21 protein-coding genes are annotated in these 26,864 nt (G+C 70.2%); 9 read left to right on the top strand and 12 right to left on the bottom strand.

Annotation, left to right across the window (positions count from 1 at the left end):
* Positions 1-194: 194 nt before the first annotated feature.
* The 7 genes from J7W19_RS24945 to ngcE all read right to left on the bottom strand — a co-directional run bounded on the left by J7W19_RS24945 (position 195) and on the right by ngcE (position 8,618).
* Positions 195-1,472 carry a sugar ABC transporter permease gene (locus J7W19_RS24945; RefSeq protein ID WP_004947291.1) on the bottom strand — a complete coding sequence of 426 codons (1,278 nt, stop codon included), beginning with the start codon at positions 1,470-1,472 and terminating at the stop codon, positions 195-197.
* Complete coding sequence (locus J7W19_RS24940; RefSeq protein ID WP_078588089.1) at positions 1,469-2,257, bottom strand: ATP-binding cassette domain-containing protein; 789 nt, start codon at positions 2,255-2,257, stop codon at positions 1,469-1,471. The genes J7W19_RS24945 and J7W19_RS24940 overlap by 4 nt, the downstream gene beginning before the upstream one ends.
* A gap of 17 nt (positions 2,258-2,274) precedes the next feature.
* Entirely contained in the window at positions 2,275-3,381 is a 1,107-nt protein-coding gene (locus tag J7W19_RS24935) for a substrate-binding domain-containing protein (protein ID WP_004947296.1), read from the bottom strand.
* Positions 3,382-3,572: 191 nt separating this feature from the next.
* Positions 3,573-4,769, bottom strand: a complete 1,197-nt coding sequence (locus tag J7W19_RS24930; RefSeq protein ID WP_325176109.1) for an ROK family transcriptional regulator — start codon at positions 4,767-4,769, stop codon at positions 3,573-3,575.
* 422 nt (positions 4,770-5,191) lie between these two features.
* Positions 5,192-6,112: a carbohydrate ABC transporter permease gene (locus tag J7W19_RS24925; RefSeq protein WP_004947303.1), complete on the bottom strand. Its 921-nt coding sequence runs from the start codon at positions 6,110-6,112 to the stop codon at positions 5,192-5,194.
* Between the two features lie 67 nt (positions 6,113-6,179).
* Positions 6,180-7,094, bottom strand: a complete 915-nt coding sequence (locus J7W19_RS24920) for a carbohydrate ABC transporter permease (RefSeq protein ID WP_004947307.1) — start codon at positions 7,092-7,094, stop codon at positions 6,180-6,182.
* 78 nt (positions 7,095-7,172) lie between these two features.
* Positions 7,173-8,618, bottom strand: coding sequence for an N-acetylglucosamine/diacetylchitobiose ABC transporter substrate-binding protein (gene ngcE / locus J7W19_RS24915; RefSeq protein ID WP_004947310.1), 1,446 nt, complete (start codon positions 8,616-8,618; stop codon positions 7,173-7,175).
* A 453-nt stretch (positions 8,619-9,071) separates the two neighbouring features.
* On the opposite strand from ngcE, the gene J7W19_RS24910 reads away from it, so the two are divergent.
* The 8 genes from J7W19_RS24910 (at position 9,072) to J7W19_RS24875 (ending at position 19,401) form a co-directional block, all read left to right on the top strand.
* Positions 9,072-12,974, top strand: coding sequence for a GH92 family glycosyl hydrolase (locus J7W19_RS24910; RefSeq protein WP_004947313.1), 3,903 nt, complete (start codon positions 9,072-9,074; stop codon positions 12,972-12,974).
* 106 nt (positions 12,975-13,080) lie between these two features.
* A complete protein-coding gene (locus J7W19_RS24905; protein ID WP_040890486.1) occupies positions 13,081-13,968 on the top strand; it encodes an FG-GAP repeat domain-containing protein in 888 nt (295 codons plus the stop codon).
* Positions 13,969-14,142: 174 nt separating this feature from the next.
* Positions 14,143-15,033: an FG-GAP repeat domain-containing protein gene (locus J7W19_RS24900; RefSeq protein WP_040890490.1), complete on the top strand. Its 891-nt coding sequence runs from the start codon at positions 14,143-14,145 to the stop codon at positions 15,031-15,033.
* A gap of 115 nt (positions 15,034-15,148) precedes the next feature.
* On the top strand, positions 15,149-16,081 hold the full coding sequence (locus J7W19_RS24895) for an FG-GAP-like repeat-containing protein (protein WP_004947321.1): 933 nt from the start codon (positions 15,149-15,151) through the stop codon (positions 16,079-16,081).
* 43 nt (positions 16,082-16,124) lie between these two features.
* On the top strand, positions 16,125-17,072 hold the full coding sequence (locus J7W19_RS24890) for an FG-GAP repeat domain-containing protein (protein ID WP_004947325.1): 948 nt from the start codon (positions 16,125-16,127) through the stop codon (positions 17,070-17,072).
* 317 nt (positions 17,073-17,389) lie between these two features.
* Positions 17,390-18,310: an FG-GAP repeat domain-containing protein gene (locus J7W19_RS24885; protein ID WP_004947331.1), complete on the top strand. Its 921-nt coding sequence runs from the start codon at positions 17,390-17,392 to the stop codon at positions 18,308-18,310.
* A 55-nt stretch (positions 18,311-18,365) separates the two neighbouring features.
* Positions 18,366-19,211: a helix-turn-helix domain-containing protein gene (locus tag J7W19_RS24880; protein WP_004947334.1), complete on the top strand. Its 846-nt coding sequence runs from the start codon at positions 18,366-18,368 to the stop codon at positions 19,209-19,211.
* Entirely contained in the window at positions 19,195-19,401 is a 207-nt protein-coding gene (locus J7W19_RS24875; RefSeq protein ID WP_004947337.1) for a DUF397 domain-containing protein, read from the top strand. Before J7W19_RS24880 ends, J7W19_RS24875 begins: the two co-directional genes overlap by 17 nt.
* Before the next feature lie 78 nt (positions 19,402-19,479).
* On the opposite strand, the gene acnA is transcribed toward J7W19_RS24875, so the two are convergent.
* The 5 genes from acnA to J7W19_RS24850 form a co-directional block, all read right to left on the bottom strand.
* Entirely contained in the window at positions 19,480-22,194 is a 2,715-nt protein-coding gene (gene acnA / locus J7W19_RS24870; protein ID WP_004947339.1) for an aconitate hydratase AcnA, read from the bottom strand.
* A gap of 234 nt (positions 22,195-22,428) precedes the next feature.
* Positions 22,429-22,572, bottom strand: a complete 144-nt coding sequence (locus tag J7W19_RS24865) for a hypothetical protein (RefSeq protein ID WP_154080469.1) — start codon at positions 22,570-22,572, stop codon at positions 22,429-22,431.
* Between the two features lie 162 nt (positions 22,573-22,734).
* Entirely contained in the window at positions 22,735-23,154 is a 420-nt protein-coding gene (locus J7W19_RS24860; protein ID WP_004947343.1) for a DnaJ family domain-containing protein, read from the bottom strand.
* 170 nt (positions 23,155-23,324) lie between these two features.
* A complete protein-coding gene (locus J7W19_RS24855) occupies positions 23,325-23,687 on the bottom strand; it encodes a GntR family transcriptional regulator (RefSeq protein ID WP_004947345.1) in 363 nt (120 codons plus the stop codon).
* 1 nt (position 23,688) lies between these two features.
* Complete coding sequence (locus tag J7W19_RS24850; RefSeq protein WP_004947348.1) at positions 23,689-24,687, bottom strand: hypothetical protein; 999 nt, start codon at positions 24,685-24,687, stop codon at positions 23,689-23,691.
* Positions 24,688-24,804: 117 nt separating this feature from the next.
* Between J7W19_RS24850 and J7W19_RS24845 the strand changes: the two genes are divergently transcribed.
* The gene (locus J7W19_RS24845) at positions 24,805-26,334 is read left to right on the top strand and encodes a helix-turn-helix domain-containing protein (protein WP_004947350.1); all 1,530 of its coding nucleotides are present in this window, start codon (positions 24,805-24,807) and stop codon (positions 26,332-26,334) included.
* The last annotated feature ends 530 nt before the right edge of the window (positions 26,335-26,864 follow it).

Below are 26,864 nucleotides of genomic sequence, written 5' to 3'. Positions count from 1 at the left end.
TTTCTCGCGGGGCAAGCCCCCGCACCCCCGAAACCGCGCTGCGCGCGGTTGTCCTCAAACGCCGGACGGGCTGAATATTCAGCCCGTCCGGCGTTTGAGGACGAGCGGCGAAGCCGCGAAAGGGGGGTCTGGGGGCGGAGCCCCCAGGAATCGGCGAAGGGGCGGGACCGGGGCACCGGCCCGCCGCAGGCGCCCTACGCGCGGCCCGCCGTCCGCTGCGTACGCCGCGACACGGAATCGATCACGACCGCAGCCAGCAGCACCGCACCCGTGATCATGTACTGCACCGCGGATGCGATCCCCAGCAACGCCATCCCCGAAGCGATCGACTGGATCACCAGCACACCAAGCAGCGCGGACCACGTCTTGCCCCGGCCACCGAACAGGCTCGTCCCCCCGATCACCGCCGCCGCGATCGCGTTCATCAGCAGGCTGCCCGCCCCCGACGACTGGTTCGCCGCGTTGATCTGGGAGGCCAGGAACATGCCGCCCAACGCCGCCATCGTCCCGGAGAGCGCGAAGACCGAGATCCGTACCGTCGCCACGTCGATGCCGGCCCGGCGGGCCGCCTCGACGCCGCCGCCGACGGCGAAGACCTTGCGGCCGTAGCGGGTGCGGCGCAGTACCAGGTCGAGGGCGACGACGACGCCCAGGAAGATCACCACGGCCAGCGGGAGGCCCTTGTACTGGTTGAAGACCCAGGCCACCGCGTAGGCGGGCACCGCCAGGGCGGCCGTGCGCAGCACGATCTCGGCGAACGGCCGGCTGGGCACCTGGGCGGCGGCCCGCCGGCGGGCGTCCCGCCACGCGACGAGGAAGTAGGCCAGGACGGTGGCGGTGGCCAGTCCGTAGGCGGCGGAGATGTCCTCGAAGTAGTGGTTGGTGAGCTTGGCGACCAGCCCGGAGTCGTCGAGGTTGATCGTCCCGTTGGCGCCCAGGACCTCCAGCATCAGGCCGTTCCAGCCCAGCAGGCCGGCCAGGGTGACGACGAACGCGGGGACACCGATCCGGGCGAAGAAGAAGCCGTGGAGTACCCCGGCGACCGTGCCCGTGAGGATCGCCAGGATCAGGGCGAGCCATTCGGGCATGCCGTGGTTGACGTTGAGGACCGCGAAGACGGCCGCCGCCAGGCCGCTGACCGAGCCGACGGAGAGGTCGATCTCGCCGAGGATGAGGACGAAGACGATGCCGACGGCGATGAGGCCGGTGCCCGCGGCGGTGATGAAGAGGTTGGAGAGGTTCTCGGCGCCGAGGAAGGCCGAGTCCTGGAGCTGGAAGACCAGGCAGATGACGATCAGGCCGACGACGACGGGCAGCGAGCCCAGCTCGCCGCTGCGCAGCTTGCGGAGGAACTCGGACCAGTAGCCGGCGAAGCCCTCCTCGCGGACGAGCAGCCGGGGATCGACGGGGGCGACGACAGCCGGGGCGGCGGGCCGGGGGGCCTCGGGGGTCTTGGAGAGGTCGGTGGTCATGCCCGGTCCTCCGCGATGCGGGCCTCACGGCGGGTGACAGCGTTGTCAGTGGCGCCGGTGATGGCCGAGACGATCTCTTCCTGAGAGGTGGTGCGCACGGCGAAGACCCCGTTGTTCCGGCCGAGGCGCAGCACCGCGACGCGGTCGGCGACGGCCCGCACGTCGGCCATGTTGTGGCTGATGAGGATCACGCCGAGACCCCGTTCGCGGAGCCGTTCCACCAGGTCGAGGACCTGGGCGGTCTGCTCCACGCCGAGCGCGGCGGTGGGCTCGTCGAGGATGACGACCTTGGGCTCGCCCAGCAGCGAGCGGGCGATGGCGACGGTCTGCCGCTGGCCGCCGGAGAGGGCGGCGACGGGGATCCGGACGCTGGGGATGCGGATGGACAGGGCGGCGAGCAGCTCGCGGGCCCGGCGCTCCATCCCGACCTCGTCCAGCACCCCGGCACGGGAGATCTCCCGGCCGAGGAAGAGGTTGCCGACGACGTCGAGGTTGTCGCAGAGGGCGAGGTCCTGGTAGACGGTGGCGATGCCGAGCTCCTGGGCGGTGTGCGGCCGGTCGATGCTGACGGGCCGCCCCTCCCACTCGATGACGCCGTCGTCGGCGGGCGCGACGCCCGCGATGGTCTTGACGAGGGTGGACTTGCCGGCGCCGTTGTCGCCCACCAGGGCGACCACCTCACCGGACCGGATCTCCAGCTCGACGTCGGTCAGCGCCTGGACGGCACCGAACCGCTTGGAGATCCCGCGCAACGCCAGAACGGGCGCAGCGGACATGTGGATCAGCTCCTCGGGCGCGCGCCCTACTTGAGGCCGGCGGCGTCGCAGGCGGACTTGTACTTGTCGGTGCAGATCTCGCGGAGGGTGAAGAAGCCCTCCTTGCCGACGTACTTGGGGATGTCGGCCTTGGTGAGCGCGAAGGGGTCGACGATGATCGCGGGGATCTTCTTCTCGCTGCCGCTGTCGACGGTGGTCTTGGCGGTGCCGTCGAGCTTCTTGCCCTGCGCCAGGGCGACGGCCATGGTGGCCGCGGCCTCCGTCTCGGGTACGTACGGCTTGTAGACGCTCATGAACTGCTCGCCGGCGAGGATCCGCTGGACGGCGGAGAGTTCGGCGTCCTGGCCGGTGACCGGGGGCAGTTTGCCGAAGCCGGCGCTCTTGAGGGCGGTGATGATGCCGCCGGCCATGCCGTCGTTGGCGGAGTAGACGCCGACGATGTTCTCCTTGCCGAGCGAGGAGATCGCGCCCTTCATGTTCTCGTTGGCGTTCTCCGGCTTCCACTCCTTGGTGTCGTACTCCTTGCCGACCTTCACCTTTCCGTCGAGCACGGAATGGGCGCCGTCCTTGTACATCTTGGCGTTGGGGTCGGTGACCGAGCCGTTCATCATGACGATCTGGCCTTTGCCGGCGTTGTCGCCGAGTTCCTTGAGCAGCGACTCGCCCTGGATCTTTCCGACCCGTTCGTTGTCGACGGAGGTGTAGGCGTCGACCGGGCCCTCGGCGAGCCGGTCGTAGGCGACGACGGGAATTCCCTTGTCGTGCGCCTTCTTCACCGAGCTCGCTATCGACTTGGCGTCCACGGCGTCGACGATCAGCGCGTCGACCCGCTTGGTGATCATCGTGTCGACCTGCTGCTGCTGGACGGAGGCGTCCTGCTTGGCGTTCTCGTAGAGGACGGTGGCGCTGGTGCCCGCCAATTCCTTGATCTTCTTTTCGAGCAGCGGCTTGTCGAAACGCTCGTACCGCGCGGTCTGGTTCTCCGGAAGGAGCAGCCCGATGGTGAGCGACCCCTTCTTCTCCTTCTTGTCCCCGTTGTCGCCGGCCTGTTTGGCCTTGCCGCAGGCGGCGAGGGTGACGGCCGTCGACAGAGCGACGACGGCCACCGCGGCGCGACGCAGATGCGTGTTCACGTACGGATACCTCCCTGACATGGCCGCGCCGTTGCGGCCGAGGTGACCGGAAGTCAACTCGGACCGCAAAGGGGCGTCAAGAAGTTAATCCTTAACGAGATGGCAACGATGCCATGCGTTATGTGCGTGAACTCAAGGGGTGTGTTGCGGGCGGCGCCCGGAAAGGGCCCGTCCGGGCGCCCGGAAAGAGGTCAGTGGCGACCGGGCGCGTCCGCCGCCGGCAATCCGTCCAGCAGCGAGGAGTCGCCCATCTCGCTGAGGACGAGGGCGAGCGCGCCCAGCACCTCGGCCCGGCCGCCTAGCGCGCCCGGTACGACCTCCAACTGCCGTGCGGCGCTGGGGATCGCGTACCGGCCGACCGACTCCCGGATGGGCGCGAGGACGAGCTCCCCGGCCTCCGCGAGGTCGCCGCCGAGCACCACCCGGCTGGGGTTGAGCAGGTTGCACAGGCTCGCCACGCCGCTGCCGATGTGCCGGCCGACGTCCGCGATCACCCGGCGGCAGCCGGCGTCGCCGTCGCGGGCGAGCCGGACCATGCGCGGCGCGGTGAGGTCCGGGCCGTGGGCCGAGTGCAGCAGCGGCAGGACGTAGCGGTGGGCGGTGAACGTCTCCAGGCAGCCGCGGTTGCCGCAGCGGCAGACGGGCCCGGACTCGTCCAGGGTGATGTGGCCGATCTCGCCCGCGGTGCCGCCGGGGCCCCGGTAGATCTGCCCGTTGATCACCAGGCCGGCGCCGACGCCGCTGGCAACCTTGATGTACGCGAGGTCGGCGGCCCCCCGGCCGGCCCCCCAGACCAGTTCGCCGAGCGCGCCCAGGTTGGCGTCGTTGTCGACGTGGACGGGGACGTCGAGCCGGGTGGCGAGCTCGTCGCGGGGGTTGGTGCCGGCCCAGCCGGGCAGGATCGCCGTCGAGCCGAGCACCCCGGACTCGTCGATCGGCCCGGGGACGCCGAGGCCCACCCCGATGATCTTCCCGGGGTCGATGCCGGTGGCCGCGATCAGCGTCTTGACCAGGTGCTCGGCCCGTTCCAGACCCTGGGTGGCGGAGGCGTCCGTGTCCAGCGGCTCGGCCTCCTCGGCGAGCACCCGGTGGGCCAGGTTGCCGATCGCCACGCGCAGGTGGGTATGGCCGAAATCGACGCCGACGACGATCCCGGCGTCGCCCGAGAGGGAGACGCTGCGGGCCCTCCGGCCGCCGGAGGAGGTGGGGGTCACCTCGACGGTGCCGTTGTCCTTGAGCTCGCGGACGATGTTGGAGACGGTGGCCGCCGACAGCCCGGTGGTCCGGGCGATCTCCGCCTGGGTGAGCGCCCCCGACCTGCGCACCGCGCGGACGACCCGCTCCAGGTTGGCCCGGTGCAGCGACGACTGCGACCCCGGAGTCTCCACGCCCATCCACTCCCGCCTCGTCGGCACGGCACGACCGCCGCCCCGGCCACCGGGCTGCGACAGTGGAGCCCGGTATCCGTACAACATATGAACTCTAAGCTCAGCCGCACACCCGGGAACACGTCAAGGCTCCGAACACCGGGACGGCGTCGGGCGGGGCCCTCCCATGGTACGGATCACCGCCCGGCGGCGGCCGGGGCGGAGGGGCGGGGGCTCTCCGGGGGCTCCCCGGGGCCCTCCGGCGGCTCGGGAACGGCTTCGGGAGCGGCTCGGGAGCGGCTCGGGAGCGGCTCCGGGGCCGGAAGAAGGCGTCGGCGAAGCGGCCGGGCCGGCCGGCGGCCTCCGGGTCGGCGGACCGGGTGGCGACCCGCCCGGAGGCCCGTGGCGAAAGCCGGCGGAAGGCCCCTCGCGAAGCCCGGCCGCTACTTGAGGGCGCCGGCCGTCAGCCCGGACTGCACCTGGCGCTGGAAGACGATGTACGCGGCGAGGACGGGCAGCATCGCGATCACCAGGCCCGCGAAGAGCCCCGACCAGTCGCCCTTGTACCGCTGGCTGGCCGCCAGCGCCACCAGGCCCTGGGGAAGCAGCTTCTTGTCGTCGTCGCCGACGTTGAGCACCGCCGGCAGCAGGTACTGGTTCCACTGCCCGAGGAAGTTGAAGATGCCCACGCTGATCAGGCCGGGCTTGGCCATCGGCAGCATCACCTGGAAGAACGTCCGGGTGTGCGACGCGCCGTCGATCAACGCCGCCTCCGCGACTGAAGTGGGCAGCGTCCGGAAGAAACCGGTCAGGAAGAAGACGGTGAAGGGCAGCGAATAGGCGATGTAGACGAGGATCAGCCCGTGGTACGTGTTGAGCAGCGCCATGTTCTTCATCACGAAGAACAGCGGCACCAGGGCCAGGATCACGGGGAAGCTCATCCCGCCCACGAACAGGTAGTAGACGAAGCGGTTGCCGGGGAAGTCGAAACGCGCCAGCACATAGGCGGCCATCGCGCCCAGCAGCATGGTGCCGAACAGCGAACCGGCCACCACCACGATCGAGTTGAGGAAGTACTCGCTCATGTGCGCCTGGGACCAGGCGCGGCTCCAGGCCCCGAAGTCCGGGCTCTTCGGCAGCGACCAGGGCGAGGAGAAGATCTCCTTGTCCGTCTTGAAGGCGCTCATCACCGCCCAGAGCAGCGGCAGGGTGACCATCAGACCCCAGATGACGAGGACGCCGTGCGAGAAGACGTTCAGCACGCCGCCCTCGCGCTCGCCGCCCACGCCCCGCGCCCGTTTCTCCGGCGGGGCGGCCGGCGCGGGGGCGTCCGGACGGTCCGACGGCTCGGCTTGCACGGTCACGGTGCCACCCCCGGGTGGTTGTGCGGACGGACGGAACGGGCGGGCGCCGGGGCCGCGGGCGGGCGCATCAGTACTCCAGCCGTTCGCGCCGCCCGAGCTTCATCACGATGCCCGCGAAGACCATGGTGACGATGAGCAGCGCCACGCCCAGGGCCGTCGCGTAGCCGGCCTGCCCGTCGGTGAACGCCTTGGTGTAGAGGTAGTAGGTGAGGACTTCGGTGGAGTAGTCCGGGCCCGGCCCGTCCATCATGATCTGGACGACCGCGAAGCCGTCCAGCGCCATGATCCCCATGTAGACCCAGCCGGTCTGGACGGTGTCCCAGAGCAGCGGCAGGGTGATCCGGAAGAAGGTCTGGACCCGGTTGGCGCCGTCCAGCAGCGCGGCCTCGTAGAAGTCCTTGGGGATGGCGCTCATCCCGGCGGAGAACAGCACCACGTAGAAGCCGACGTTGCTCCAGACCATCACCGCCGTCACGCACCACAGCGCCAGGTCCGGGTCGCCCAGCCAGTCGGGGTGGAGGGAGCCCAGGCCGATCGCGTCCAGGAAGGAGTTGATCGCCCCGCTGTTGGGGTTGTAGGCGAACTTGAACAGCAGGGCGACGATCGCGATGGACAGCACCTGCGGGAAGAAGTAGACGATCTTGTAGAAGCCGGAGCCCCGGACGCCGGCCACCGCCGCGTTCTTCCGGCGGCGGCCCCCGACGTTGAGCATGAACGCGAAGAACAGGCCGAGTCCCAGCGTCACCAGTGGCAGCACGAGCAGCAGCAGGAGGTTGTGCCCCAGGGCCTTCCAGAACAGCTCGTCGTCCCAGAGGCGTTGGTAGTTCTTCAGCCCCGTCATCTTGAACTTCGAGCTCAGGCCGGTCCAGTTGGTGAAGGAGTAGTAGATGGCCTGGACGAACGGCGAGACGACGAAGACCCCGTAGATCGCCAGCGGGACCACCAGGAACCCGGCGATGAAACGGTACTTACCGTGCTGCATGACCTCGGACCCCGATCTTGGAACTGCCGTGACGGGTGCCGCCTTGGCGCGGGACGGTGCGGGACGGTGCGGGACGGGCTACTTGTGCTTGTACTTCTTGACGGAGTCGTCCTTGCGGGTGTCGTCGGTGTACTTCTGGATCTTCTTGATGGCCTCGTCCGGGGTGAGCCGGCCGTCCATCATCAGACCGAGCGCCGCCTTGCCGATCTTCTCCTTCTGGAGCGAGACGTACCAGTCCTGGAGCCGCGGATTGACCACGTTCCGGCCGGCCTTGGTCAGCGCCTCCTGGGACGACGCCAGACCGGGCGGCAGGGTGAGACCCTCGGTGCCGCCGTTGAGGGAGGTGAGGGAGGAGACCGCCTTGATGAAGTTCTGCGTGGACTTCTTGCCCAGCATGATCCGCAGCAACTCCATGCCGCCCTGCGCGTTCTTGGCGTTCTTCGGCACGATGAACGGCTCGCCGCCGGACGCCCAGAGGGTCCCGAACGGCATCTTGTCGCTCTTGTCCAGGCTGGACGGCGCGCCGACCGCCATCCGGAAGTCCTTCGGCGTCATCTTCTTGGACTCGTTCTCCACCCAGGAGCCGTTCGGGATGAACAGCGCCTTGCCCTCGTTCCACGCCGTCTGCGACTGGATGTGGTCGAGACCCGCGGTGCCGCGCAGGATGTAGCCCTTCTTGTAGAGCTCGTAGTACGCCTCGAAGGCGGCCTTGACGGCCGGGTGCTTCCAGGCGTCAGGCTCCAGGTTGTCGATGCGGTCCAGCACCTCGGTGCCGCCGATCTTGGCGATGAACGGGTAGAGGCTGAACGGGATGTAGTACGGGTGCTGGCCCGCGTACGTCCAGCCGGCGATGCCCTTCTTCTTCGCCTTCTCGCAGAGCTTGAGCATCTCGTCCCAGGTCTCCGGGTACTGGGCGTCGAGCTTCTCCAGATTGGTCTTCGAGTACCAGACGCCGTAGACGGTGTAGGCGTAGTAGAAGACCCACACTTCGTCGCCGTCGAACTGGCCCATCTCGACGACGCCCGGGCGGAGGGTGTCCCGCACCTTCTTCTTGGGGTCGTCGAGGGAGGGCGCGTCGAGCAGGGCGTTGAGGTCGGTGAGCTGCTTGAGGCCGACCAGGGTGCCCAGGTCCATCTGCTTGGCGCCGGAGTTGTCGATGAGGTCGGGCGGGGTGCCGCCGTTGAACCGGGGCTGGATCTGCGGGGCGATGTCCTGGGTGCCGGTGTGCTTGATCTCGGCCTGCGGGTACGCCTTCTTGTACTCGGCCTCCGCGTCCTTGGCGTACTGCTGGCCGAAGCCGCCGTCGAAGATGACCACGTCGAGCGGGGCCGAGGCGTTCACCTTCAGCGGCTTCATCTCGCCGGCGCCACCGCCACCGCCGGCCGGCTTGTCGGGCTTCGCGTCATCGTCGTCGCCGCCGGACGCGCAGGCGCTGAGCGCGCTCATCGCCGGTACGGCCACCAGGCCGAGCGCGGCGGCGCGTTTGATGAGGTCGCGCCGGCTGAATTCCGAGGTGGATCCCATGCTCAAGTCCTCGCCTTCTCCAGGACTCAGGCGGTGTGGCGGTCTCCCCTGTGCAGTCGGCTCGACGAAGGGCACGACACCGCGGTTCGGTGGAAGCTGGGCGTGCTGGATGTGCTGAGCGTGCTGGACGTACTGGGCGTGCTGGAGGCGCTGGGTGTACGCCGGGGAGGTGCCCGGGCGGAGCCGTCGGCTCGTTCCCTCGGTGGGCCCCGGCGTTCCCCCGGTTCCGCCACGGCGACACGGGGTCGCCCCGGACGCCGACAGGTATAGTCCACTTCTCACCAACTGGGCAAGATCGGAAGCGTCTTTGACCGTCAGTCTTTCCCGAGTTGAGACCTCTCCGACACCGGGCGACACCAGCCCCGGAACCCTTGACACCACTGGAGCCTCACGCCCTACTTAACAGAGCGCGATCCGGGTGACAACGTTGTCTGCCTTCGGGAGAGGCAAGGGATGAGACAGAGACTCAGACGTCGCCGGCGGGCGCTCGCCCGTCCCGCGGCCGTCCTGGTGGCCGCCATACTGGTGACGGCCCCTCAGATCGCCCCGTCCGGCGCCGCGGCGGCGCCCGTCGGGAGGGCCGCGGACGCGGCGGCCGGGGCACGGGCGGAAGAGAGCTTCGCGTCCTCCTTCGAACCGGGCGACCCCCGCCCCGACTGGCGCAACACGGCCGAGACCGGCCCCGACGGCCGGGCCAGGTCCTCGGGCGTCGACGGCGGCGACGGCCAGGGCATCCCCGGCAACGCCACCGACAAGGTGACCGCCGTCCGGGCCAGCGGCGAGAACGCCGAGGGCGGCGAGATCAAGGAGAACCTGGTCGACGGCGAGCCCAGCAGCAAGTGGCTGGTCCGGCAGCGGACGGCCTGGCTGGAATTCGACCTCTTCGAGCCCGTCGCCGTCGCCCGGTACGCCCTCACCTCCGCCAACGACGCCCCCGGCCGCGACCCCCGGGACTGGACCCTGCGCGGCTCGGCGGACGGCAAGAGCTGGACCGTCCTCGACACCCGGCACGGCGAGGACTTCGAAAAACGGCTCCAGACACGGCAGTTCACGCTCTCCGGCAACACCTCCTACCGTCACTTCCGCCTCGACATCACCGGCAACGCCGGGGACGAGCTCACCCAGCTCGCCGAGGTGCAGTTCGCCACGGCGGACCCCGGCACTCCGCCGCCCGCGGCCATGCGCACGTACCCCGACACCGGCCCGGCCGCCTCCCCCACGGCCAAGCCCCGCGCCGGCTTCACCGGGAAGCACGCCCTGCGCTACGGCGGCACCCACCGCGCCAAGGGCCGCGCCTACGCGTACAACAAGGTGTTCGCCGTGAACGTGCGGGTCACCGCGCGCACCCGGCTGGCGTACAAGATCTTCCCCGCCATGGCCGAGCGCGACCCCCGCTACCCCGCCACCCATGTCTCCCTCGACCTCGCCTTCACCGACGGCACCTACCTGAGCCAGCTCGACGCCCGGGACCAGCACGGCGCGCCGCTGACGCCGCGCGGCCAGGCGGACTCCAGGACGCTGTACGTCAACCAGTGGAACAACAAGGAGGCGGCGATCGGCCGCGTCGCCGCCGGCAAGACCGTGGCCCGCGTCCTCGTCGCCTACGACGCCCCCGACGGCCCCGCGCCCTTCCGGGGCTGGATCGACGACGTGTCCCTGGCCCCCGCGCCCGAGGAGAAGCCCCCGGCCCACCCCGCGGACCGCGCCCTCACCACCCGCGGCACCCTCTCCAGCTCCTCCTTCTCCCGCGGCAACACCTTCCCCGCCACCGCCGTCCCGCACGGCTTCACCTTCTGGACGCCCGTGACCGACGCGGGCTCGACCAGCTGGCTCTACCGGTACGCGGCGGCGAACAACGCCGACAACCTGCCCACCCTCCAGGCGTTCTCGGCGAGCCATGAGCCCAGCCCGTGGATGGGCGACCGGCAGACCTTCCAGGTGATGCCCTCGGTCGCGGCCGGCACCCCCGACGCCTCGCGCACCGCCCGAGCCCTCCCCTTCCACCATGCGCGCGAGACGGCCACGCCGCACCACTACGGCGTCACCTTCGACAACGGACTGCGGGCCGACGTCGTGCCCACGGACCACGCCGCGATGATGAGATTCACCTTTCCGAGTGGATCCGCCGACAAGGCCAACGTCATCCTTGACAACGTCACCAACGCCGGCGGCCTGACGCTGGACACCGCGCACGGGACGTTCACCGGCTGGTCTGACGTCAAGAGCGGGCTGTCGACGGGAGCGGGCCGGCTGTACGTCTACGGCGTCTTCGACGCCCCGGTGACCGGCGGCGGCAAGCTGCGGCGCGGCGGGGCAGGGGACGGCAGCGACGTCACCGGCTACCTGCGGTTCCGGCCGGGCGCCGACCGCACGGTCACCCTGCGGATCGCGACCTCGCTCATCGGCACCGACCAGGCGAAGGCCAACCTGGAGCAGGAGATCCCGGCCGGGACGCCGTACGCCCGGGTCCACGACCGGGCCCGGTCGGCCTGGGACGCCCTGCTGGGCCGGGTGGAGGTGGAGGGCGCCACCGCCGACCAGCTCACCACCCTGTACTCGGGCCTCTACCGCCTCTTCCTTTATCCCAACTCCGGCTTCGAGAACACCGGTTCCGCCGATCGCCCCAAGCACCGCTACGCCAGCCCGTTCTCCGCGCCCACCGGCACGTCCACCCCCACCCGAACCGGCGCCCGGATCGTCGACGGCGAGATCTACGTCAACAACGGCTTCTGGGACACCTACCGCACCACCTGGCCCGCGTACTCCCTGCTGGCCCCCGGGCAGGCCGGGCGGATGGTGGACGGCTTCGTGCAGCAGTTCAAGGACGGCGGCTGGGTCTCGCGCTGGTCCTCCCCCGGCTACGCCGACCTGATGACGGGCACCAGCTCCGACATCGCCTTCGCCGACGCGCACGCGAAGGGCGTCCGCTTCGACGCCGAGGCCGCGTACGAGGCGGCGCTGAAGAACGCGACGGTCGCGCCGACGGACCCCGGCACCGGCCGCAAGGGCATGGACACGTCCGTCTTCCTCGGCTGGACGAGCACGAAGACGCACGAGGGCATGTCCTGGGCGCTGGACGGCTACCTCAACGACTTCGGGCTGGCGCGGATGGGCCAGTCCCTCTACGCGACGACGCACAAGGAGCGCTACCGGGAGGAGTCGGAGTACTTCCTCAACCGCGCCCGCGGCTACGTCAGGCTGTTCGACCGGCGGATCGGCTTCTTCCAGGGCCGGAACGAGGACGGCTCGTGGCGGCTGTCCCCCGAGGCGTACGACCCGCGGGTCTGGGGCTACGACTACACCGAGACCAACGGGTGGAACTTCGCCTTCACCGCCCCCCAGGACACCCGCGGCCTCGCCGCGCTGTACGGCGGCCGGTCCGGGCTGGCGAAGAAGCTCGACGCCTACTTCGCCACCCCGGAGACAGGCGATCCGCGGTTCGCCGGTTCGTACGGCGGGGTCATCCACGAGATGACCGAGGCCCGGGACGTCCGCATGGGCATGTACGGGCACAGCAACCAGCCCTCCCACCACATCGCCTACCTGTACGACGCGGCCGGGCAGCCGTGGAAGACGCAGGCGAAGGTGCGCGAGGTGCTCTCCCGCCTGTACCTCGGCAGCGAGATCGGGCAGGGCTATCCGGGGGACGAGGACAACGGCGAGATGTCCGCCTGGTACGTCTTCAGCGCGCTCGGCTTCTACCCGCTGGTGATGGGGCAGGGCGAGTACGCGATCGGGTCGCCGCTGTTCACCAAGGCGACCGTGCACCTGGAGAACGGCCGCGACCTGGTGGTCAAGGCCCCGCGCAACAGCGCGCGGAACGTGTACGTGCAGGGGCTGACGATCGATGGCAAGCCCTGGAACTCCACGGCGCTGCCGCACTCGGTGGTGGCGAAGGGGGCCACGCTGGAGTTCGCCATGGGCCCCGAGCCGTCCTCCTGGGCCTCCGGCGAGGGCGCCGGGCCGACCTCGATCACGAAGGACGACAAGGTCCCGGCCCCGCTGTCCGACGTCACCGTCCCGGACGGCTCCGCCCTCACCGACAACACCTCCCGCACCGCCGCCACCGTCACCACCGTCCCGCTGGAGGTGGCCGCCGGCTCCCGGATCACCTCGTACACCCTCACCTCCGCCGACCGCACCCGGGCGCCCCGGAGTTGGGTTCTCGAAGGCTCGAATAATGGGAGTGACTGGAGCGGAACCGATCGACGCGAGGGACAGTCCTTCACATGGGACCGGCAAACGCGGGTGTTCGCTCTGCGCACTCCGGTCACCTACCGTCACTACCGGCTGAAAGTCGTCGGTGGCGAGGCGAGTCTGGCCGAGATGGAGCTGTTGGGTTCACCCCAGCGGTAGTTGAGGCCGGGAAGCCTGTGTAGAGTCTGTGAAGATCCAGTGCTGCTCTCCGTGCACGGAGGGCGGCACTGCTGCACCTTTTCTCATGGTTGGGGGGAAACTTTCCATGACTACTGTTTCGCGTGTTTCTCGGCGCGGTCTCTCGCGCCTCGTCACCGCCGCCGTCGCGGTGGCCCTGGTCGGGGGGACGGCCGGAGTCGCCGCCGCGCACACGACGGGCGCCCAGGTCGCCGCCGCGAAGAAGCCGAGCGCTTCCGCGCCGGTGTTCCCGCTCGGTGCCGTCGCCAAGAAGGGCGACGCGTTCTACTACTACGAGGCCGACGGCAAGGGCGGTCTGAAGCCGCGCCAGGCCAGTGGCGCGAAGTTCACCGACGTCACGCAGGCCACCTGGGTGGACCGCGACGCGGACGGCCGCCAGGACGGCAACTACTACGTCGAGCGCGGCGACCTGAAGTTCATCGGCCTCGCGGGCCACGCCCGCACCGTCGTGCCGGGCTTCGGTCACTTCAAGGACACCATCCTGTCGCCGGGCAACCTTGCCGGCTCCCGGCAGTCGGACCTGCTGGCCCGCAGCAAGAGCGGTCACCTGAGCCTGTACACCGTCAAGGAGGACGGCACCTTCTCCGGTGAGAACCTGGTCCCCGGCAAGGAGTGGGGTCAGTACACCGACCTCGCGGGCCGCGGCGACCTGACCGGTGACGGCAAGACGGACATCGTCGCCCGCGACAAGTCCGGCACGCTCTGGCTCTACAAGGGCACGGGCAAGGCGAACAAGCCCTTCGAGGCCCGCACCAAGGTCGGCGGCGGCTGGAACAAGTACACCAAGGTCTTCTCCAACGGCGACCTGAACGGCGACGGCCACAGCGACCTGCTGGCCGTCGACGGCAAGGGCGCGCTGTGGCTCTACAAGGGCACCGGCAAGGCCGCCGCGCCCTTCAAGGCCCCGGTGAAGATCGGCAACTCGGGCTGGAACCAGTACCGCCTGGTCTACTGACCGCCCTGGCGGTGACGCGTCACCGGGCCGTGCCCCGCTCGCCGGCGGCACGGCCCGTTCCCGGCTCCGCCGGGTTCCGCCTCTTCACGTGGTCTCGTGAAGATCCGGCGCTGTTCTCCGTGGACGGCGAGCAGCGTCGCTGCACCTTTTCTCATGGTTGGGGGGAAACTTTCCATGACTACTGTTTCGCGTGTTTCTCGGCGCGGTCTCTCGCGCCTTGTCACCGCCGCCGTCGCGGTGGCCCTGGTCGGGGGGACGGCCGGAGTCGCCGCCGCGCACACGTCGGGCGCCCAGGTCGCCGCCGCGAAGAGCCCGTCGGCTTCCGCGCCGGTGTTCCAGGTCGGTGCCGTCACCGCCAAGGGTGACGACTTCTACGTCTACGAGGTCGACGGCAAGGGCGGCCTGAAGCCGCGCGAGGCCCGCGACCCGTGGAAGGACCTGAGCGAGATCGCCCAGGTCGACCGCGACGCCGACGGCCGTCACGACGGTGACTACTTCATCACCGAGAACGGCCGCGACCTCAAGTTCCACGGCATCACCGGCAAAGACACCAACCTCGTGCCCAACTACGGGTACTTCTACCACGGCCTCATCTCGCCCGGCGACCTCGGCGGCGGCAACGCGGCCGACCTCGTCGCACTGGGCAAGGGCGGGACGGCCAACGTCCGCTTCAACAAGTTCGACGGCGGGCTCGTCAGCGAGATACAGCTCCGGGGCGCCGAGTGGGGGACGTACACCGAGCTGGCGGGCCGGGGCGACTACTCCGGTGACGGCAAGACCGACATCGTCGCCCACGACCGGGACGGCGTGCTCTGGCTCTACAAGGGCACCGGCGACGCCCAGAAGCCCTTCGAGGCCCGCACCCGGATCGGCGGCGGCTGGAACAAGTACCACCACCTCTTCTCCAACGGCGACACCGACGGCGACGGCCACAGCGACCTGATGGCCATCGACAACGACGGCGCCCTGTGGCTGTACAAGGGCACGGGCGAGGCCGCCGCGCCCTTCAAGGCCCCGGTGAAGATCGGCAACTCGGGCTGGAACCAGTACCGTCTGGTCTTCTGACGCCCCTGAGGTGACACAGCACCACCGGGCCGTGCCCCGCTCGCCGGCGGCACGGCCCGTTCCCGGCTCCGCCGGACTCCACTTCTGTGCCCTCTTTCCTTCTCCAGGAGACCCAGTGGCCCACATCCCCGGCCGCAAGGGGCGCGCGCTGCCGCGCCTCGTCACGACGGCGATCGCCGTCACCCTCGTCGGCACCACCGCCGGCACGGCGCTGGCCGACGGCCCCGCCGAGCAGTTCTCCGGCGCCCTGCCGGGGACTCGGTCCGCCGAGGTCGCCGCCGGGAAGCCGACCGGTGCGGCGCCGGTGCTGCTCGTCGTCGCCGTCGACAAGTCCGCTGTCCGCTCCTTCGTTCCGGACGGCAAGGGCGGCCTGCGATCGCTCGGGTCGTCCCGCAGCGACAAGGACTGGGAGCGCACCAAGGCGGTCACCTTCGTCGACCACAACCGGAACGGCAAGCTCGACGGCATGTACGTGCTGGTGGACAACGGCGACGTCTTCCACCAGAGCCCCGGGAGCCACGCCGCCAAGGTGGCGCGCGGCTTCGGCGGCTACGACACCTTCTTCACCCCGGGCGAGCTCGGCGGGACCTACGGTTCCGACATCCTCACCCGGGACAAGCAGGGTGTCCTCTGGGTCCACCAGGCCGACGGCAAGCTCGGCCGCGACTACGCCAAGCTCGCCCCGCGCAAGCGGGTCGGCGGCGGCTGGGGCCAGTTCACCGCGATCACCGGCCGCGGCGACCTGACCGGCGACGGCAGGACGGACATCGTCGCCCGCGACAAGTCCGGCACGCTGTGGCTCTACAAGGGCACGGGCGACATCAACAAGCCCTTCGCGTCCCGGACGAAGGTCGGCGGCGGCTGGAACCAGTTCACCAAGCTCGTCGCGACGGGTGACGTGAACGGGGACGGCCACGCCGATCTGCTCGCCGTGGACGGCAAGGGCGCCCTCTGGCTCTACAAGGGCACGGGCAAGGCGTCCTCGCCCTACCAGTCGCGGGTGAAGATCGACGGTTCGGGCTGGAACCAGTACCGCCTAGTCTTCTGATCGCACTACTTTTCTCAGACAATTCGGTAATACGGAGTCTTACGTGACCCACACCAACGGCCGCCGCTTCGGCGGTCGCGCACTCCCCCGCGTCGTCACCACGGCGATCGCCGCCGCCCTCGTGGCCGGCACCGCCGGTACGGCGCTGGCCGACGGGCCCGCCGCGGCCCCGGCCGGGAAGCTCGGCCCCACGGTGACCGCCGACAAGACGGCCGCCGCCAAGGCCACCGTCGCCGACCCGAGCGGCGCGGCGCCCTTCCTGGTGCTCAACGCCATCGACAACAAGGGCGACTACTACTCGTACCAGCCCAATGGCAAGGGCGGCCTCACCGCCCGCAAGGCGGGCAAGAACACCAACGCGTCCCGCAACGCCTGGAAGCAGATGCGGCTGGCGACCCAGCGGCACAACCAGTTCGGCGAGGGCGACGGCCACTACTACGTCCAGAAGAACAACGAGGCGTGGTTCGCGGACAAGGGCTTCAGCCAGCGCGTCGGCACCGGCTGGAGCATGTACGACACCGTCTTCTCCCCGGGCAACCTGGGCGGTTCGGCGTACGGTGACGTGCTCGGGCGCGACAAGTCCGGCGTGCTGTGGATCTACCAGGCCGACATCATCGGGAAGCTGTCCGCCCGCAAGAAGGTCGGCGGCGGCTGGGGCCAGTTCACGGCCATCGCCGGCCGCGGCGACCTGACCGGCGACGGCAAGACGGACATCGTCGCCCGCGACAAGTCCGGCACGCTCTGGCTGTACAAGGGCACCGGCGACCTGAACAAGCCCTTCGCGGGCCGCACCAAGATCGGCGGCGGCTGGAACAAGTTCGACCTGCTGGTCGGCACCGGCGACGTCGACGGCGACGGCCACGCGGACCTGCTGGCGCGGGACAAGTCCGGCGCGCTGTGGCTCTACAAGGGCACCGGCAAGCAGAACGAGCCCTTCAAGGGCTCGGTCAAGGTGGGGACGGGCTTCGGCCAGTACCGCCTGATGTTCTGACGCTTCGTCAGGTCACATCGAAACCTGTGGCTCCCCTCCACCCGGAGGGGCGCCACAGGCGTTTCAGGGCCCTGCGCGGAGAGTCCGCCGGCTCCGGTCTCCTCGGCCGCGACGAACCGGACCGGGGCGGTCCGCGCGTTCGATCTGGCGGGACCGTCCCCGGGCGACTACGCGCGGGCTTGAGGGTGACCTCAACTCCGGGGTGCCGGGGACGGTGTGGCAGCATCGGTGATCACGCGGGGGGGGGCGTGGGCGGTACGCGCGCGACACCTCCGTCGTGCCGTTTTCCCGACGCCTCCTACCGTACGGAGCCCTACGTGCCCCACGCTTCCGGCCGTTCCCGCCGCCGCGCCCTGTCGCGCGCCCTCACCGCCGCGACCGCCGTCGCCCTGGCCGCCATCACCGCCGGCACGGCGTCGGCGGATGTCCCCGGCCCCGGTTCCGTCCCAGCCGTACGGCCGCCGGCGGCACCGGCCCTGCGGGCCGGCAACGCCCGCATAGCGCCGGACGCGCCTGTCTTCCCCGTCCAGGCGGTCGACCGCCGGGGCGGCTACTTCGTCTACATGCCCGACGGCAAGGGCGGGCTGGCGTCGCGCAAGTCCTTCGGCGGCGACTGGAGCGCGATCAAGGCGGCGACGGGGGTCGACCACGACCGCGACGGGGTCTGGGAAGCCACCTACGCCATCGGGCCGGACGACTCGGTGGGGTACATCACCCCGAAGGGCGCCCGGGAAGTCGCCACCGACTGGGGCCAGTACGACAGCTTCTTCTCCCCCGGCAACCTCGGCGGCGCCAAGCAGTCCGACATCCTGGTCCGCGACCGCGCGGGCGTCCTCTGGCTCTACCTGGCCAAGGCCGACGGCTCCCTCTCCGGCCGCAAGAAGGTGGGCCCGGGCTGGGGGCAGTACACGGCGATCGCCGGCCGCGCCGACCTCACCGGCGACGGCCGGACGGACGTCGTCGCCCGCGACGGCAAGGGCACCCTCTGGCTCTACCAGGGCACCGGCGACACGGCCCGCCCCTTCAAGTCCCGCACTCGCATCGGCGACGGTTGGAACCAGTTCAACCTCCTCCTCGGCACCGGCGACGTGGACCTCGACGGCCACGCGGACCTGCTGGCGCGGGACGGCAAGGGCGCGCTGTGGCTGTACAAGGGGACGGGCCGGGCGTCGGCGCCGTTCAAGTCCCGGGTGCTGGTGGGGAAGTCGGGCTGGAACCAGTACCGGCTGCTCTTCTGAGTGACGCTTCCGGAACCCACCTAACCCAGCGGCCCCTCGTGGATACGCTGGGTGTGTGAGCGCGACCAAGTCCAAGGACCCGTACGCCAACCCGCGCGCGTTCTACGGCTCCGAGCTGGAGCGCCTGCGCAACGAGGCCGGCCTGTCACAGACCGGCCTCGGGACACGGGCGTTCTGCTCGGGTTCGTACATCGGCCAGTTCGAGTCGGCCCTCCGCATCCCGCAGTTGGAGCTGTCAAAGCGGTTCGACGAGATCTTCGGGACCGGCAAGCACATGCAACGACTGTGCAAGCTCGCCCGGAGGTACAAGGTCGCCCACTACTTCGAGGACGCGGCGGAGCTGGAGCGGCAGGCGAAGTCGATCAGCGAGATCTCATCGATGTACGTGCTCGGGTTGCTGCAGACCGAGGCATACGCACGGGCTGTGACACTGGCTACGCAGCGGTTCACCTCACAGGAGGTGGTGGAACGGCTCGTGCGAGCCCGAATGGAGCGGTCAAAACTGCTGGAGAGCCCGTCCGCTCCCGTCTACTGGGCGATCATCCATGAAGCGGCGCTGCGCGTAGCCGTGGGCGGGCCCGAAGTCATGGGCGAGCAGCTCGATCATCTCGTCGAGGTAACGCGCACCCTGCCCAACGTCGTCATCCAGGTGATGCCCTTCGCCGCCGGAGCACACCGATTGCTGAACACGATGGTCTCGCTGATGGAATTCAGCGACGCCCCACCTGCCGTCTACACCGAAGGTGCGGATACGGGTCAACTCATTGAGGATCCCATCCTGGTCGCCCACTCCCAACGGTCATACGATCTGGCCAGGGCTGACGCGCTCTCCCCGGCAGCGTCCCTGGCCCTGGTCGAATCGGCGGCGAAGGATTGGACGACGCATGGGCACCACATCTGACATACGCACAACGGAATGGCGCACATCGTCCTACACGAATGGAGACGGCGGCAACTGCGTCGAAGTGGCGGATCAAGTTCCCGGGGCTATTCGCGTCCGCGACAGCAAAGCTCCCGAGCGTGCGTTGATCCGCTTCCCCAGAGTGAGTTGGGCAGCGTTCGTCAACGCCGTCGGCGAAACCATCCCGTAGCCGTCCGCCCGGACGCACCGAGGGCCGCACCCCGTGCGAACACGGAATGCGGCCCTCGGGCGCGAAGCGCCCTACCGCTTACTTGCGGATCAGGCTGCGCAGCACGTACTGCATGATGCCGCCGTTGCGGTAGTAGTCCGCCTCACCGGGGGTGTCGATGCGGACGACCGCGTCGAACTCGACACCGGTGTCGGTGGTGACCTTGACCGTGCGCGGCGTGCGGCCCTCGTTGAGCTCGGTGACGCCGGTGAAGGAGAAGGTCTCCTCGCCGGTCAGGCCCAGGGACTCCGCCGAGGCGCCCTCGGGGAACTGCAGCGGGAGGACGCCCATGCCGATGAGGTTGGAGCGGTGGATGCGCTCGTAGGACTCGGCGATGACGGCCTTGACACCGAGGAGCGCGGTGCCCTTGGCGGCCCAGTCGCGGGACGAGCCGGAGCCGTACTCCTTGCCGGCCAGGACGACGAGCGGGATGCCCTGCTCGATGTAGTTGCGGGAGGCGTCGTAGATGAACGACACCGGACCGCCGTCCTGGGTGAAGTCGCGGGTGAAGCCGCCCTCCGTGCCCGGCGCGATCTGGTTGCGCAGGCGGATGTTGGCGAACGTACCGCGGATCATGACCTCGTGGTTGCCGCGGCGGGAGCCGTAGCTGTTGAAGTCACGGCGCTCCACACCGTGCTCGGTGAGGTACTTGCCGGCCGGGGTGTCGGCCTTGATCGCACCGGCGGGCGAGATGTGGTCGGTGGTGACCGAGTCGCCCAGCTTGGCCAGGACGCGGGCACCGGCGATGTCGGTGACCGGGGCCGGCTCCATCTGCATGCCCTCGAAGTACGGGGGCTTCCGGACGTAGGTGGACTCGGCGTCCCACTCGAAGGTGTTGCCGGTCGGGATGGGCAGGGCCTGCCACTGGGCGTCGCCCGCGAAGACGTCCTGGTAGGACTTGTTGAACATGTCCTCGCCGATGGCATTGGCGACGACGTCGTTCACCTCGGCCTCGGAGGGCCAGATGTCCTTGAGGTAGACCGGGTTGCCGTCCTGGTCGGTGCCCAGGGCGTCCTTGGTGATGTCGACCTTCATCGAGCCGGCGATCGCGTAGGCCACGACCAGCGGCGGCGACGCCAGGTAGTTCATCTTGACGTCGGGGTTGATCCGGCCCTCGAAGTTGCGGTTGCCGGAGAGCACCGAGGTGACGGCGAGGTCGTGGTCGTTGACGGCCTTGGAGACCTCCTCCGGCAGCGGGCCGGAGTTGCCGATGCAGGTGGTGCAGCCGTAGCCGACGAGGTTGAAGCCGACCTTGTCGAGGTACGGGGTGAGGCCCGCCTTGTCGAAGTAGTCGGTGACGACCTTGGAGCCCGGGGCGAGGGTGGTCTTGACCCACGGCTTGCGGGTCAGGCCCTTCTCGACCGCCTTCTTGGCCACGAGCGCGGCGGCGACCATGACGTAGGGGTTCGAGGTGTTGGTGCAGGAGGTGATCGCGGCGACGGTGACGGCGCCGTGGTCGATCTCGTACGTCGAACCGTCGGGGGCGGTCACGGTGACCGGCTTCGACGGGGCACCGGCGGAGACGGCCGGGGCGTCGGAGGCCGGGAAGGACTCCTTGCCCGCCTCGTCGACGTCGTCGACGTAGTTGCGGACGTCCTGGGCGAACTGCGCGGCGGCGTTCGCGAGGACGATGCGGTCCTGCGGGCGCTTCGGGCCGGCGATCGACGGGACGACCGTCGACAGGTCGAGCTCCAGCTTCTCGGAGAAGTCGGGCTCGGCGGCCGGGTCGAGCCAGAGGCCCTGCTCCTTGGCGTACGCCTCGACGAGCGCGACCTGCTGCTCGCTGCGGCCGGTGAGCTTGAGGTAGTTCAGGGTCTCGCCGTCGATCGGGAAGATCGCGGCGGTGGAGCCGAACTCCGGCGACATGTTGCCGATGGTGGCGCGGTTGGCCAGCGACGTGGCGGCCACGCCCTCGCCGTAGAACTCGACGAACTTGCCGACGACGCCGTGCTTGCGCAGCATCTCGGTGATCGTGAGGACGAGGTCGGTGGCGGTGGTGCCGGCGGGCAGCTCACCGGTCAGCTTGAAGCCGACGACGCGCGGGATGAGCATCGAGACCGGCTGGCCGAGCATCGCGGCCTCGGCCTCGATGCCGCCGACGCCCCAGCCGAGGACGCCGAGGCCGTTGACCATGGTGGTGTGCGAGTCGGTGCCGACGAGGGTGTCGGGGTACGCCTGGCCGTTGCGGACCATGACCGTACGCGCGAGGTGCTCGATGTTCACCTGGTGGACGATGCCGGTGCCCGGGGGGACGACCTTGAACTCGTCGAAGGCGGTCTGGCCCCAGCGCAGGAACTGGTAGCGCTCCTTGTTGCGGCCGTACTCCAGCTCGACGTTCTGGCCGAAGGCGTCCTTCGTGCCGAACTTGTCGGCGATGACCGAGTGGTCGATGACCAGCTCGGCCGGGGCCAGCGGGTTGATCTTCGCCGGGTCGCCGCCGAGCTCCTTGACGGCCTCGCGCATGGTGGCGAGGTCGACGACGCAGGGGACGCCGGTGAAGTCCTGCATGATCACGCGGGCCGGCGTGAACTGGATCTCCTGGCTGGGCTGGGCCTGCGAGTCCCAGTTGCCCAGCGCGCGGATGTGGTCGGCGGTGATGTTGGCGCCGTCCTCGGTGCGGAGCAGGTTCTCCAGCAGCACCTTGAGGCTGTAGGGAAGGCGAGCGGAGCCCTCGACCTTGTCCAGCCGGAAGATCTCGTACGACTCGTCGCCCACCTGCAGCGTGCTGCGGGCGTCGAAGCTGTTCGCCGACACGACAGTCTCCTTCATGTGCATGAATGCGCGTACTGCGGCCATCCTGCCGCGACAACGCCGCGCCGGTCCGCTAAGGTTGCCCTAACTTAGGCATGCCTTAGTATTTCTTGCCGACACGACGACGGTACGCCTCTCTCGGCATATATCTCGATGTCGAGATAACTCTAGTACATCACCGGGGATCGGTCATGCCCGGATGAGCGATCGCGCGCGCGGGGCGCCCGCGCTCCCGCGTCAGTCGCCGGTCGGGCCGTTCTGGCGGTCCTTGGGGGCGCTGAGCACGGGCTTGATCAGGCCGAGCAGCAGGTCGGCGGTGGCCGATACGACGAGCATCCAGCGCGGGACGTCGGAACCGCCGTCGTCGGGGGTGGAGGTCATGGCCGGTGCTCCTCACGTTCGGGGGCCGGGCGGGCGGAGAGCCCCTGGGCCCTGTTCGCCCTGTGAGAGGGCTGTTGGGGCGTGGCCGTTCCGCTTCGGCGGGGGCGAGCTTTGATCATGGGAGGTACCGCCGACCGGGTGAGCCGACGCCGGCGGCTCCCGCTATCCGTCCCGCCTCCCCCTCTCGCCCCTCTGGTCGCGCCAGACGCGCACCACGTCCTCGACGTCGAACAGCGTCAGGTTGAGCGGCGGCCCCTCGGGCGGCCGGCGGAGGGCCGCGGCGATCTTCTCGTTGATCGCGGCGAGGACGTTCCGGACCTCCCGTTCCGACCGGGCGCCGAGCGCCGCCGCGTGGGCGTCCTCCGCCTCCTTGCGCAGGACGAGCGACGGGGGCAGGAACGACAGGTTCTCCCGCCGCATCTTCTCCTTGACCCACCACATGTCGTCGTAGGGGCGGTCGAGGCCGGGCAGCGGCTTGCCGAAGCCGGGGAGGTCGGAGAACTCCCCGCGCGCCGCCGCCTCGCGGATCTGCCGGTCGGCCCAGGTCTCGAAGTCCACGCCGGGCGGCTTGCGTTCGGTCATCGGTCGGCTCCCCTCACCTCCGGCCTGCGCGTCCCTTCCAGTGTCGCGCACCGGGGCGGGCGCGCGCGGAGGGGGTCCGGCACGCTCGTCGGCTCACTGCATCAACTCGCCTCCCCCGCGGCACGATCGGGCGGGTCAGGCGGGTCAGGCGGGCCGCGCGATCGGGCGGGTCAGGCGGGGCCGAGGCTGGTCCGGACGAGGTCCAGGATGGCCTCGTCGCCCAGGCCGGAGGAGCGCGCCTCCGCGACGAGCCGGCCGGCGGCGGCGAGCAGCCGGGCGCGGTCGGCGACGGCGTCACCCGTGGTGACCACGGCGCCCCGGCCGCGCCGCAGTTCGATGATCCCCTCCTCGCGCAGCCGCTGGTAGCCGCGGAGCACGGTGTGCACGTTGACGCCGAGCGAGTCGGCGAGGGCGCGGGCGGCGGGCAGCCGCTCCCCCGGGCGTACCGAGCCGTCGGCGACCGCGCCGCGGACGGACGCGGCGATCTGGTCGCCGAGCGGCACGGGCGAGCCGTGGTCGAGGCGGACGAGCACGTCAGCCCCCGGTGCCCGCGCGCCGACGGGCCCGGTCGGCGAGGGTGTTGAGCAGGGCGGCGGCGGTCGCGGCGTCGTCGACGGTGACGACGAACTCGCCGCCGGCCGCCAGCCGGACGGTGAGGGCGTCGCCGGAGCGCAGCACGAACCCGCTGCGCCCGGAGCGGGCGCGGTAGCCCCAGCCGCCGAACTCGCGGAACGCGTCCACCGCGCGGCCGTCGGCCGACACGACGCGGTCGAGTCCGATGCGCAGCCTGGGCCGGGGCGCCCACACGGGCGCGACCGTCAGGCCGTGGCGGTCGACGGTGACGCGCGCGCCGGACAGCGGCAGCACCAGCACGGCGCCGACCGCCATCCCCAGCCCGGCCGTCCAGCCGCCCGCGAAGCCGAACCCGGCCGCGACGGCCACGAGGGCGACGCCGATGCCGAGCAGCGGGCGGGAGACCACCGTGCGCGTCCAGGCCGCGCCCTCCGAGGCGCCGAGCGGCAGGCGGGGGGCGACGGAGGCCGGGGCGGCGACCGCCTGCCGCGGGCGCGGGGCGGTGAGACCGGCGAGGAGGACACCGAGGACCCCCGCCACGAGGGCGGAGAGCAGGGTGGTCAGCAGGGTGGCGAGGCCGAGCCGGGCGTCGTCGGGGGCGTCGGCGGACGCGTTGCAGAGGACGGTCCAGATCATGAGCGAGCCGATCAGCGCCGCCACCGCGTAGGCGGTGGCGGCGAGGGCGCGCCAGGAGAGGACTTCGAGTTCGAGGAAGAAGGCGAGCGCGGCGAAGAGGACGGCGAGGGAGAGGACGAGGGCGAGGCCCTGGTAGGCGAAGGAGTTCGCGACGGTGAAGCCGTCCGCCCGGCCGGAACCGCCGAAGTGCGTGGCCAGCCGGTCCGGCAGCCGGTCGCGCCGGCGTTCGAAGAGGAGGAGGAAGGCGGTGGCCGCCAGGAGGTAGGGCAGCGCGAGGAGGACTGGGCGCCAGGGCCGCCCGGCGGTGCGCAGGGGAAGGTTCACCGACCACCTCTCGACGTGACGGGCCGCAGGGAACACATTGTTCGCATGCCAATAGAACAAAGATAGATCACAACGCCCTGCCGCGAAAGATCTCATATCTGAGATACCGTCTACCTCATGACAGACGCTTACCTCGCCCGCATCGGCAAGCTCATCCGTGACGCCCGGCAGCACCGAGGCTGGACTCAGTCGCAGCTCGCCGACGCGCTCGGCACCAGCCAGAGCGCGGTCAACCGCATCGAGCGGGGAAATCAGAACATCAGTCTTGATATGATCGCTCGTATCGGTGAAGCGCTGGACAGCGAGATCGTCTCCCTGGGCTATGCCGGCCCCATGCACCTGAGGGTGGTCGGCGGACGCCGGCTGTCCGGCGCGATCGACGTCAAGACCAGCAAGAACGCGTGCGTGGCCCTGCTCTGCGCGACCCTCTTGAACGCCGGCCGCACCACCCTCCGCCGGGTGGCCCGGATCGAGGAGGTCTACCGGATCCTGGAGGTGCTGGGCAGCATCGGCGTCCGCGCCCGCTGGATCAACGACGGCAACGACCTGGAGATCGTCCCCCCGGCCGACCTCGACCTGGACGCGATGGACCGCGAGGCCGCCCGGCGCACCCGCAGCGTCATCATGTTCCTCGGCCCGCTGCTGCACCGCATGGACCAGTTCGGCATCCCGTACGCGGGCGGCTGCGACCTGGGCACCCGTACCGTCCAGCCGCACATGACGGCGCTGCGCCACTTCGGCCTGGAGATCACCGCCACCGACGGCACGTACCACGCGAAGGTCGACCGGAGCGTCTCCCCCACCCGCGCCATCGTCCTGACCGAGCGCGGCGACACCGTCACCGAGAACGCCCTGCTGGCCGCCGCCCGGCACGACGGCGTCACCGTCATCCGCAACGCCAGCTCCAACTACATGGTCCAGGACCTGTGCTTCTTCCTGGAGGAGCTGGGCGTCAAGGTCGAGGGCATCGGCACCACGACCCTCACCGTCCACGGCGTGGCCCACATCGACCGGGACGTCGACTACGCGCCGTCGGAGGACCCGGTGGAGGCGATGAGCCTGCTGGCCGCGGCGGTGATCACGGAGTCGGAACTGACGATCCGCCGGGTGCCCATCGAGTTCATGGAGATCGAACTGGCCGTCCTGGAGGAGATGGGCCTCGACCACGAGCGCAGCCCCGAATACCGCGCCAACAACGGCCGCACCCGCCTCCTGGACCTCACCGTCCGCCCCTCCAAACTCCGGGCCCCCATCGACAAGATCCACCCGATGCCGTTCCCCGGCCTCAACATCGACAACGTTCCGTTCTTCGCCGCCATCGCCGCCTTCGCGCAGGGCCAGACCCTCATCCACGACTGGGTCTACGACAACCGCGCCATCTACCTCACCGACCTCAACCGCCTCGGCGCCGACGTCAAACTCCTCGACCCCCATCGCGTCCTCGTCGAGGGCCCCACCCGCTGGCGCTCGGCCGAAATGATGTGCCCGCCCGCACTCCGGCCCGCGGTCGTCGTCCTCCTGGCGATGATGGCGGCGGAGGGAACGTCCGTGCTCCGCAATGTGTACGTCATCAACCGGGGTTACGAGGACCTGGCGGACCGGTTGAACTCCATCGGCGCGCAGATCGAGATCTTCCGGGACATCTGAGGCGCCGGAGGCGATCCGAGGCGCCCGAGGCGTCTGCGCGAAGGGCGCCGCCGTGCCGTCCATCCCCGTCCGCGTCGACGCGGGCCGGGAGGGGGTGCGGCGGCGCCCTTCGGCTGTGTGGACGAAGCGTCGGGTCGGAGGGGCGGCCGGATATCGTCCTTGGGGCGGGGTGGCCGGAATTGCCGCCATGGTGTTGCCGGGGAATCGACCCGAAGACATGATCACTTCTCGTATCCACCCGATCACGTATCCGGGAGTCGAGAAGTGTTACGCCGTGCCCCTGTCCGCGTCCTCACCCCTGTCGCCGTGACAGCGACCCGCGTTCTTCCACTCGCACGGACGGCCCCACAGGACCTTTCGGCCCGGGCTCGCCCCGCCGCCTCGGTGACGGCCTCCGAATAACGCGGCCGCCGGGGCCTCGGCCGGTTGACCGATCCGGGTCACGCGCCCCGCCGGGCGGGCGGCCACGTCCGGTCTCGCCCCGCCCGACATCGGCTGCGACTGCCTTCGCTCGCACTTCTTCCCGCCTC

Origin of the sequence: Streptomyces mobaraensis NBRC 13819 = DSM 40847 (assembly GCF_017916255.1) — a bacterium.
Lineage (GTDB): Bacteria > Actinomycetota > Actinomycetes > Streptomycetales > Streptomycetaceae > Streptomyces > Streptomyces mobaraensis.
This window is presented reverse-complemented; position numbering and strand designations above follow the sequence as displayed.

Coding starts and splice junctions, on each gene's coding strand:
- J7W19_RS24860 (WP_004947343.1), bottom strand. CDS start 23,154: ATGACCGAACGCAAGCCGCCCGGCGTGGACTTCGAGACCTGGGCCGAC.
- J7W19_RS24875 (WP_004947337.1), top strand. CDS start 19,195: ATGGGCACCACATCTGACATACGCACAACGGAATGGCGCACATCGTCC.
- J7W19_RS24945 (WP_004947291.1), bottom strand. CDS start 1,472: ATGACCACCGACCTCTCCAAGACCCCCGAGGCCCCCCGGCCCGCCGCC.
- ngcE (WP_004947310.1), bottom strand. CDS start 8,618: ATGGGATCCACCTCGGAATTCAGCCGGCGCGACCTCATCAAACGCGCC.
- J7W19_RS24845 (WP_004947350.1), top strand. CDS start 24,805: ATGACAGACGCTTACCTCGCCCGCATCGGCAAGCTCATCCGTGACGCC.
- J7W19_RS24920 (WP_004947307.1), bottom strand. CDS start 7,094: ATGCAGCACGGTAAGTACCGTTTCATCGCCGGGTTCCTGGTGGTCCCG.
- J7W19_RS24910 (WP_004947313.1), top strand. CDS start 9,072: ATGAGACAGAGACTCAGACGTCGCCGGCGGGCGCTCGCCCGTCCCGCG.
- J7W19_RS24900 (WP_040890490.1), top strand. CDS start 14,143: ATGACTACTGTTTCGCGTGTTTCTCGGCGCGGTCTCTCGCGCCTTGTC.
- J7W19_RS24905 (WP_040890486.1), top strand. CDS start 13,081: ATGACTACTGTTTCGCGTGTTTCTCGGCGCGGTCTCTCGCGCCTCGTC.
- J7W19_RS24865 (WP_154080469.1), bottom strand. CDS start 22,572: ATGACCTCCACCCCCGACGACGGCGGTTCCGACGTCCCGCGCTGGATG.